Genomic DNA, 9,287 nt, shown 5'->3' on the forward strand with positions numbered 1-9,287 from the left:
GTGACCTGCATGGTGGTCAGCTGGTTGACCGGCCCGTAGAGCCGCATCAAGAGCGTCACCATGGCCACCAGGGTGCCGAGCTCGACCGTGCCGTCGATGGTCAGGAATCCGCCCAGGCCGTAGACCAGGGCGGTGGTGACCGAGGTGAGCACGGTGATGATGATGAAGAGCATGCGCCCGTAGACCACCCCGGCGACCGAGATGTCGCGGACCCGGCCCGCTTTGCCGGCGAACAGTTTCGACTCGTCCTCGGAGCGGCCGTAGAGCTTGGCGAGCATGGCACCCGAGACGTTGAACCGCTCGTTCATCATCGAGCTCATCTCGGCGTCCAGCTGCATCGTCTCCCGGGTGAGCCGCTGCAGCCTGCCGGTGATGAACCGCACGGGCAGCAGGAAGAACGGGATCATCACCAGCGCGGCGACGGTGATCTGCCAGGACAGGTAGAACATCGCGCCCAGCACCAGGACCAGGGTCAGCAGTGTGGACACGGCCTGGGAGAGCAGGCTGGTGACGGCCTGCCGGGCCCCGATCACATCGGCGTTCAGCCGGCTGACCAGCGACCCGGTCTGCGCTCGGGTGAAGAAGGCCAGCGGCTGCTTCTGCACATGCGCGAACACCTTGGTGCGCAGGTCGTACACCAGCCCCTCGCCGACCCGGCCGGAGGCCCAGGCCTGCAGGTACAGCGCCCCGGCGTCGACCAGGGCCAGCACCGCCACCAGCAGGCACAGCCACATCACCACCGGGGTGCGCCGCGGGACGATGCCGTCATCGATGATCACCTTCAGGAGCAGCGGGCTGGCGGCGGTGATGACCGCGTCGGCCACCGTCGTCAGCAGCAACAGCGCCAGCGACCAGCGATAGGCCAGGGCGTACGGCAGAATCCGCCGGACCGTGCCGGACCGCACCCTCTGATGCGTGATCGAGTCGTCGTCGAACCGTATGGGGCCGAGAGTCGGCCCGCCCATCATCGACATGGAACAACCTGCCTCGCTTTCATGATGGATGGTCAGTTCTCGTCGCAGAACTCGATGGCCGCGGCGCTGCCCGCGTCCGGCCGGTCAGGCTCCAGAGGTGGGCCCCAGCCGGGGATCTTCGAGCAGTCGCCCACTCCTGGATCGTCATGTGAGGAGCGGTCCGAAGCGGGCACCTGGGCCGCGACACGGCTCCACACCAACCATGACACCGGGCCGACCCGGTGATCAAGGATGGTCAGACTGGCCGCGTACGGTCGGCGGTCGGCCGGACGCCGCCGTTCAATTGAGGCCCCGTCGCAGTTGAACGACCGGCCCGGCCGGGTCGTCGATCGGCCCTCAGGAGGTATCCCCGAGGCGGATACGGGGGGTCGCTGATTAGTGCGACGGGCTGAAGAACAATCACGTGCCGCCCACATAGGTTGAGTTCGCCCGCCCCCGGTGAATCCCCCGTTGAGCCGGGGGCGTGGCCACTGACCGATTCAGCTAGGAGTGACGACGTGACGACGGCATCCGCAGCCGCGGCGACATCGGCGAACCCCGGCGGTCCTTCCGCCAACGCAGCGATGGCGAGGCAGGTCACCAAGGCGTACGGCGCGGGGGAGACCCGGGTCACGGCGCTCGACGCAGTCGATGTGGACATCCAGCGCGGCCGGTTCACCGCGATCATGGGTCCGTCAGGATCCGGCAAGTCGACCCTGATGCACTGTCTGGCGGGTCTGGACACCGTGACCGAGGGCCGGATCTGGATCGGCGAGACCGAGATCACCGGCCTGAAGGACAAGCAGCTGACCGAGCTGCGCCGGGACAAGATCGGCTTCATCTTCCAGGCGTTCAACCTGCTGCCGACGCTGAACGCCATCGAGAACATCACGCTGCCGATGGACATCGCCGGCCGCAAGCCCGACCAGGGCTGGCTGGACCAGGTGGTGGCCACCGTCGGTCTGGCCGACCGGCTGAAGCACCGGCCGACCCAGCTGTCGGGCGGTCAGCAGCAGCGCGTCGCGGTGGCCCGGGCCCTCGCGGCCCGGCCGGAGATTATCTTCGGCGACGAGCCGACCGGAAACCTCGACTCCCGCTCCGGTGCCGAGGTGCTGACCTTCCTGCGTCGCTCGGTGGACGAACTCTCGCAGACCATCGTGATGGTCACCCATGACCCGGTCGCCGCCAGCTACGCGGACCGGGTGCTCTTCCTGGCCGACGGCGCGATCGTGGACGAGATGCACGCGCCGACCGCCGACACCGTTCTCGAGCGCATGCGCCGCTTCGACGGCAAGCGCACCAGCTGAGGCGAGGCCGAACCCATGCTGCTCAAGACTTCACTGCGAACCTTCTTCGCACACAAAGGCCGGATGATCCTCTCGCTGTTCGCGATCGTGCTGTCGGTGGCGTTCGTCTCCGGCACCCTGGTCTTCTCCAACACCGCCACCAGCACCTTCGACAAGCTCTTCGCCTCCACCGCCTCCGACGTCTCGGTCACCCAGACTCCGCCCAAGAAGGGCGTCGGACCGTCGGGGGGAGGGAACCCGCTGATCGTGCCGGCCAAGCTGGTCCAGCGGGTCGCCGTCCAGCCGGGCGTGAAGTCCGCCAAGGGCGCGATCTCCGTCGCGAACACCGGCCTGGTCAACTCGAAGACCAACAAGGCGATCGGCTCGGGAGGCGGCGGTCCCACGATCGTCGGCGCCTGGGTCCCCGGCCCGCGCACCCCGCTGACGATCACCTCCGGCAGCGCCCCGGTCGGCTCCGGCCAGATGATGATCGACGCCGACACCGCGACCGCTGCCAAGCTCCACGTCGGTGACCGGATCCGGGCCACCAACGAGCTCGGGACGTTCGACTACACCATCTCCGGCATCGCCACCTTCACCGGCACCAACCCCGGCGCGACGCTGGGCTACCTGGACGTCCCGACCGCCCAGCACGACCTGCTCGGCACTGCCACCGGCTTCACCTCCATCGAGGTGTTCGGCACCGGCAGCGCCTCGAACGACCGGCTCAAGTCCGAGATCACGGCAGCGGTCGGTACCGGCTACGACGTCAAGACGGCCGCCCAGCAGAAGGCGGACAACGGCAAGGACGTCGGCAGCTTCCTGAACTTCATGAAGGACGCGATGCTCGGCTTCGCCTTCATTTCGCTGCTGGTCGGCGGCTTCCTGATCGTCAACACCTTCTCCATGCTCGTCGCCCAGCGCACCCGCGAGATCGGGTTGATGCGCGCACTGGGCGGCAGCCGGCGCCAGGTCAACCGCTCCGTGCTGATCGAGGCGCTGTTGCTCGGGGTGATCGGCTCCACGCTCGGCATGCTGGCCGGCCTGGGCGTCGCCGTGCTGCTCATCCGGCTGATGGCCATGGTGGGCATGAAGATCTCCTCTTCGCTGACGATCGGCGCCAACGTGCCGATCGCCTGCTACGGGGTCGGGATCATCGTCACGGTGCTGGCCGCCTGGCTGCCGGCCCGGCGGGCCGGCAAGATCTCGCCGATGGCGGCGCTGCGCGAACACGGCGCCCCGGTCGACAAGGCGACCAACCGCAAGCGGATCGTGCTGGGCCTCGTGCTGACCGTCCTCGGCGCCGCATTCCAGGTGGTCGGTGCGATGGGCGGGCAGAAGGGCGAGGTGATCGGCGGGGCCTCGGTCACGATGATCGGCGTCGTGGTGCTCGGCCCACTGCTGGTCACCGGTGTCGTCGGGTTGCTCGGCAAGGTGCTCCCGGCGGTCTTCGGCACCTCCGGCACACTCGCCCAGCGCAACACCGTCCGCAATCCGCGCCGGACCGGCGCCACAGCGGCCGCGCTGATGATCGGACTCACCCTGGTCACCGGGTTCTCGGTGGTCGCCTCCTCCACGGTCAGCTCCAGCAACGCGCACATCGACCGGTCGCTGGCTGCCGACTATCTCGTCGACGGAGGCCAGACCGGACTCACCTCGGCCATGCTGGCCTCGGTCAAGCGCACTCCAGGGCTGGACCATGTGACCGAGGAGAAGTTCGTCATGAGCACCCTCACCCCGCCGAAGGGCCCCGGCACGGACCTGGCCATCACCGCGGTCTCGCCGTCCATCCTGAAGGACCTCCAGGTGCCGGCCGGCTCCGGAAGCATGGCCGCGGTGATCAACGACGGCGGCATCTCGATCGACCAGACCTTCGCGACCCAGAACAACCTGAAGGTCGGCGACATGATCACCGTCGACTACGGCAAGGGCTGGACCCAGTCCGTGCCGGTCCGCCTGATCACCACCGAGGGCAACCCGTTCTTCGACCGGCAGTCCTTCATCGCGATCTCCACGGTGGCCAAGGTGCTCCCGGCCGACCGGATGCCGGTCGACGGCGCCTTCTTCGTCAAGGCGGCGAGCGGCGCGGACAAGGCGCGGACCTACCAGGCTCTCCAGGACTCGCTGACCGCCTACCCGCTGGCGACGGTGCAGGACCGCGCCGGCTTCAAGCAGCTGTCCCAGCAGCGGGTCAGCGTCCTGCTCAACCTCATCTACGGCCTGCTCGCCCTCGCGATCATCGTCGCGGTGCTCGGAGTCATCAACACCCTGGCCCTGTCCGTGGTGGAGCGCACCCGTGAGATCGGCCTGTTGCGGGCCATCGGCCTGTCGCGCCGTCAGCTGCGCAGCATGATCCGACTGGAGTCCGTGGTGATCGCGGTGTTCGGTGCACTGATCGGCACCGGCCTCGGGGTGGCCTGGGGCATAGCCGACCAGCGTGCCGAGAAGGCCACAGGGATGAACGTCCTGAGCCTGCCGGTGACCACGATCGTCGTGGTGCTGCTGCTCTCCGCCGTGGTCGGCCTGCTGGCCGCACTGGTCCCGGCCTTCCGTGCCGGTCGCATGAACGTTCTGACGGCCATCGCCTCGGACTGAGCGCTCCCGTGATGGCAAGAAGCCGGCCGCCCCACCCGGGGCGGCCGGCTTCTTTGCGGCCTGGCCGATCTTCGCTCGTGAAGCAGGCGTACCGGCCCCGCTCGTGGAAGTGCGAGGCCAGCGGTCCAGGTGTCTAGTCGGCCTCGGTGTTGCCGGGATGCAGCAGCTCCATGGTCTCGTGGCTGATGTTCAGCTCGAGCTCCTCGGGAGTGCAGTAGCTGAAGCAGACCATGATGCGCTCGGCGCCCTCGTCCACCGGCGAGACCCGGTGCATGGAGGTGTCGGTCCGTAGCAGATACGCCGATCCGGTGGCGGGATGACGGCGCTCGACCTCGCCCTCGGCGAGGAACCGTTCCACATCCGGGTTCGCCTTGTCCCAGAACGTTCCTCGCACGAACTCCAGGCTTCCGCCCGCATTCCGGGGCGCCGCCTGGATCAGCCACACCAGGGCCAGCGAATAGTCGTCCCAGTGCCAGCCATGGCCGTCACCCGGCCGCTCCATCCGGGACGAGATGAACTCCTCGGGAACGTAGGGAACGGGCACGACCTCCAGGCCCGTGATCTCGGACAGACGGGCCCTGAGCGCCGGGGAGTTGAATACCGTGGGAATGACGGAAGTGCTCGCCAACAGCGTGTTGCGGTCGATATTGGAGAAGAATCGCGGCGTGTTCCCGGTCGAGGGGACCCGGATGTCCCGGCGAAGACTCCGCGCACCGTAGAGCTGCTCCAGCTCCTCCCTGGTGCGAAGCAGCAAGTCCTCGGGAAGAAAGTCGCTGATCTCGACGAAGTCGTTCTCCTGCCACTCCTTGGCGAGCGTCGGGACGAGTTCCCGGAAATCAGCGGCGTCGAAGTGGTGCTCCAACCGCCGGGAAATGCCCTGCGCGTCGTCCTGGCCCATAGCCGTTGCCTCCCACGGATAACTGCTCGTTCGCTACGGCTGGCCGGCATCCCAGTGACGTCGATGAACTGGGGCGTGTGCTTGGAGCGGCGGAAATGCCGTACCAAGTCGGTCTGTTGTGCCGCACAGCTGCTCCGGCAACCATTCCGCAGATTCGTCCCGCTGCTCAACCCGCGTGGTGTGATGTGGTTGAACGCGGTTGGCGGCCATCGGTTTCGGGTCCGGGCCGTAATTGAACAGGAACGCACGGAATAGGAGTGTGCTGCCAAGAGAGCGGCTGGATCCCATGCGCGGCCGACATGCCGTTCGCGGCCGACCTGCCGTGCACTGCGTTTCCGCTACCGTCGCGCCGGCCCGGACGGAAAGCCCGCTCAGAACGGATCCGTCGCCGCCGGCCCGACAGCCGGGCTCCCACTGGAACTTCCGGGCCCGACCGGCGACTTCACTTGCAGTTCATTGCCAGCCGCCCGGGCGGTCTGATCCGCGCCCGCTCCACGGCCCGCCCGTGTCAACGGGCCCGCGAGCGCACCGGCTCGCGGGCCCGTGACGTCCCGTCAGCCGGCGACGGCCACCCGATCGGCGTCGCTCGCCTGGGTGTTCAGCTCCTGTGCGAACTCCAGCCAGGTCTCCGCGCACTGGCGAGCCAGGTCGACCACCAGGGATCCGCAGTGCGCCGGGACCACGGCGGTCAGCTCCGACCACTCCTCGGTACCGATGGCGTTCTGCTGCAGCAGGCGCAGCAGCTGCCGGCCGTCCTCCTTCTGGCGCAGCGACGGGTCGCGCACCAGCTTCGCCAGGACGGCCGTAGGGTCGGACGGCATCGGCCGCATCTGCCGGACGTTGGTCCGCTCCCGGGGCGGCGGCACGTCCCCGGCGGACGAGTCGTTCGTCGCCGGCAGCGGCGACTCGCCCTTCGTCAGGCGACGGCGGACGTCACTGACCGTCGCCGGGGAGATCCCTGCCAGCCGGGCGATCTCCCGCAGCGAGGACTCCGGCCGCTCGGCCAGCAGTTCGGCCGCGCGCCGGCGGCCCTCGGCGCTGTTCAGCGGCCGGAGCTTGCCGTCCCGGCCGACTCGCGCGCCCACCTGGGCGGACGCCTCGGTCGACTGCCGGCGGACGGTCGCGACGGCCTTGGCGCCCAAGCCCGTGGACCGGGCGATCGCCCGGTCCGAAAGGTGCGGGTGCGAGGCCACGATCCGGACGGCGGCTGCTCGGCGGTCCGCCAGCGACAGCGGCAAGCCGTGCGCGACGTTGGCCTCGACCGCCTTCAGGAAGGCGTCCTCCGCGCTGCCGTCGAAGAACTGCACCTCGACAGTTCGCTGTCCTTTGGCCACCGCGGCCAGCAGCCGATGCATGCCGTCGATCACCCGTAGGGTGCGGCGATCGACCAGAATGGGCGGTAGCGTCACATCCAGCCCCGCCAGACGTGCGATGTGCTCCTCGTCCCGGCCGCCGGTCCGCGGCGACTCGCCCGGGACGAGTTTTGAGATCTCGATCGTCACGGACGCGCGCGTCACAGTGTCTTCCTGGCTCAAAGTATCCCCCGTTGCAGTACGGCTCTTCGCAGGGCATGGGTGTGCCGAGCGAGTACACACGAGGTACCGATACGTGGATCGCGACGTACCAGTCCCTGTCACCACGGACCCTTGAGCTGTCCACCCGAGCTCAAGGGTCGTCTGTCACGACATGCTCTGAACAACATACGTGTTTCAATCATCGCTTCCAAAAGTCAACTTCGAGAAGTCACACAGTGATGTATTGGCAATATTCCAGCGGTCCTCCAGCCGACGGCGAGCACACACACGGGGCCTGCCGTCGCCGGGCCGGGCGGCGCTGAGTCCGGGGGCCGTCGTGGCAAGAAATACGGAAGCGCCGAGCGTTTCCACCCGACGCTTCCCGTCCCGTCGTCCATGCAGCCGAATCCCGAAGGCCGCCTCCCTGCGGTGAGGGAGGCGGCCTTCGGGTCGGGTCGGCGACAGGGTGAAAGGGGTCAGCTCTGGGCCATGGCCTCGATCAGGCTCTTGGGCCGCATGTCGGTCCAGTTCTTCTCGATGTAGTCGAGGCAGTCCTGACGGGCAGCCTCGCCGAAGACCTTCTCCCAGCCTGCCGGCACCTCGGCGAAGACCGGCCAGAGCGAGTGCTGACCCTCGTCGTTGACCAGGACCAGAAAGTTGGCGTCAGGGTCGTCGAACGGGTTCGTCATCACGTTGTTCCTTTCTGCGGGCATGATGTGGACCGCTCGGCCCCACCCGGCTCCCACTATGGCCCGAGGTCCCGATCACCAGTCAACCGGGAGATATGTGCCCGGACCTGACCGTTCAACCGCGCCGGAGCGGCAGTTGGACACCGGTCGCACCACCCGTTGATCCGTACGGCGACGCGGTGCCATGGTGGAGCGCGGCGGAGCTGCGCCGTTTCCGGGGCCTGGGAGAAGCGCTCAGCGCCACGGTCCCCGAGAAGCAGCCCCGCCGCCCGCTAGGCCCAGCCAAGCAGTCACCGCCGTGTTATCCGACTCCGCGATCAACTGACGGGACATCACATGGCGAGGACGTTCTCCAAGAGGGGCAGGCGCTCCGGCAAGGGCAGCGGCGGATCCCGGGGCATCGACCTACCGGGTCTGCGCATCGACCCCTCGGTCACCCGGCAGCGGGTGCGGCCGGGGACGGTCCGGCGCATCATCCCCTTCGCCAGGCGCTACCGCCGGCCCCTGGCCGGGTTGCTGCTCAGCACGGTTCTCGACGCGGTCATCGCAGCGGCCATCCCGGTGATCCTGAAGCTGGTGGTCGACGACGGCATCATCCCGCGCCGGACCGCAACGGTGGTCTGGTTCTGCCTGCTGGCCGCCGGTCTCGCAGTGGTCGACGGGGCCGTCGTGTACCTGGAAGGCCTCTTCTCCGGCCGGGTGGGCGAGGGGGTCGTCTTCGACCTGCGCACCAAGGTCTTCGACCATGTGCAGCGGCAGCCGCTGGCGTTCTTCGCCCGCGCGCAGACAGGAGCGCTGGTCAGCCGGCTCAACGCCGATGTGATCGGGGCCCGGCAGGCCCTCACCAGCCTGCTGGCACAGTCCCTCTCCGCCTTGCTGACCATGGTCCTGGTGCTGGGCGCGATGTTCTACCTGTCCTGGCAGATCACCGTCGCCGCGCTGCTGGTCATCCCGCTCGCGCTGGTGCCGGTCCGGGTGTTCGCCCGTCGACTGCAGCGGCTCACACGGGAGGGCATGCAGCTCGATGCCGAGCTGAGCTCGCTGATGAGTGAACGCTTCAATGTCTCCGGCGCGACCCTCGCCAAGCTCTACGGCCGGGCGGACCGGGAGAGCCGGCTCTTCTCGGACAGGGCCGGCCAGGTCCGCGACGTGAACCTCGGTGCCGTGGTGACCAGCCGGATGCTGCTGATCACCGTGGCGCTGCTGACCGCCGTCCTCACCGCCCTGGTCTACTGCATCGGTGGCGTCCTGATCATGAACGACAAGCTCCAACTGGGCACGCTGGTGGCGATGATCGCCCTGCTGCTGCGGCTCTACGCTCCGGTCAACCAGCTGTCGACCATCCAGTCCAG

Annotated in this window: 7 protein-coding genes; 3 read left to right on the plus strand and 4 right to left on the minus strand. The window is 68.3% G+C overall.

The window, feature by feature from the left end:
- The coding region (locus tag ABZ845_RS31465) for an ABC transporter ATP-binding protein (protein ID WP_360986801.1) at window positions 1–974 on the minus strand (974 nt) is incomplete at its 3' end.
- 563 nt (window positions 975–1,537) lie between these two features.
- On the opposite strand from ABZ845_RS31465, the gene ABZ845_RS31470 reads away from it, so the two are divergent.
- Both ABZ845_RS31470 and ABZ845_RS31475 read left to right on the plus strand, forming a co-directional pair.
- Window positions 1,538–2,260 (plus strand): ABC transporter ATP-binding protein, encoded by a 723-nt coding sequence (locus ABZ845_RS31470; RefSeq protein WP_360986819.1) that lies wholly within the window; start codon window positions 1,538–1,540, stop codon window positions 2,258–2,260.
- A 15-nt stretch (window positions 2,261–2,275) separates the two neighbouring features.
- Entirely contained in the window at window positions 2,276–4,834 is a 2,559-nt protein-coding gene (locus ABZ845_RS31475; protein ID WP_360986804.1) for an FtsX-like permease family protein, read from the plus strand.
- Between the two features lie 133 nt (window positions 4,835–4,967).
- Here the strand turns inward: ABZ845_RS31475 and ABZ845_RS31480 are convergent, their stop codons facing one another.
- From ABZ845_RS31480 to ABZ845_RS31490, 3 genes are all read right to left on the minus strand, one after another.
- Complete coding sequence (locus ABZ845_RS31480) at window positions 4,968–5,732, minus strand: hypothetical protein (RefSeq protein WP_360986807.1); 765 nt, start codon at window positions 5,730–5,732, stop codon at window positions 4,968–4,970.
- 554 nt (window positions 5,733–6,286) lie between these two features.
- Entirely contained in the window at window positions 6,287–7,249 is a 963-nt protein-coding gene (locus ABZ845_RS31485) for a transcriptional regulator (RefSeq protein ID WP_360986810.1), read from the minus strand.
- 473 nt (window positions 7,250–7,722) lie between these two features.
- Complete coding sequence (locus tag ABZ845_RS31490) at window positions 7,723–7,935, minus strand: MbtH family protein (protein WP_360986813.1); 213 nt, start codon at window positions 7,933–7,935, stop codon at window positions 7,723–7,725.
- A gap of 336 nt (window positions 7,936–8,271) precedes the next feature.
- On the opposite strand from ABZ845_RS31490, the gene ABZ845_RS31495 reads away from it, so the two are divergent.
- Window positions 8,272–9,287, plus strand: a 1,016-nt coding sequence (locus tag ABZ845_RS31495) for an ABC transporter ATP-binding protein (protein ID WP_360986816.1), incomplete at its 3' end; no start/stop codon positions are given.

This window comes from Streptomyces sp. NPDC047022 (assembly GCF_040644155.1).
Classification (GTDB): Bacteria; Actinomycetota; Actinomycetes; order Streptomycetales; family Streptomycetaceae; genus Streptomyces.

What these genes read in the sequence shown, in the direction of transcription:
- ABZ845_RS31470 (WP_360986819.1), top strand. Translation starts at nt 1,538, where the DNA reads ATGGCGAGGCAGGTCACCAAGGCGTACGGCGCGGGGGAGACCCGGGTC.
- ABZ845_RS31490 (WP_360986813.1), bottom strand. Translation starts at nt 7,935, where the DNA reads ATGACGAACCCGTTCGACGACCCTGACGCCAACTTTCTGGTCCTGGTC.
- ABZ845_RS31475 (WP_360986804.1), top strand. Translation starts at nt 2,276, where the DNA reads ATGCTGCTCAAGACTTCACTGCGAACCTTCTTCGCACACAAAGGCCGG.
- ABZ845_RS31480 (WP_360986807.1), bottom strand. Translation starts at nt 5,732, where the DNA reads ATGGGCCAGGACGACGCGCAGGGCATTTCCCGGCGGTTGGAGCACCAC.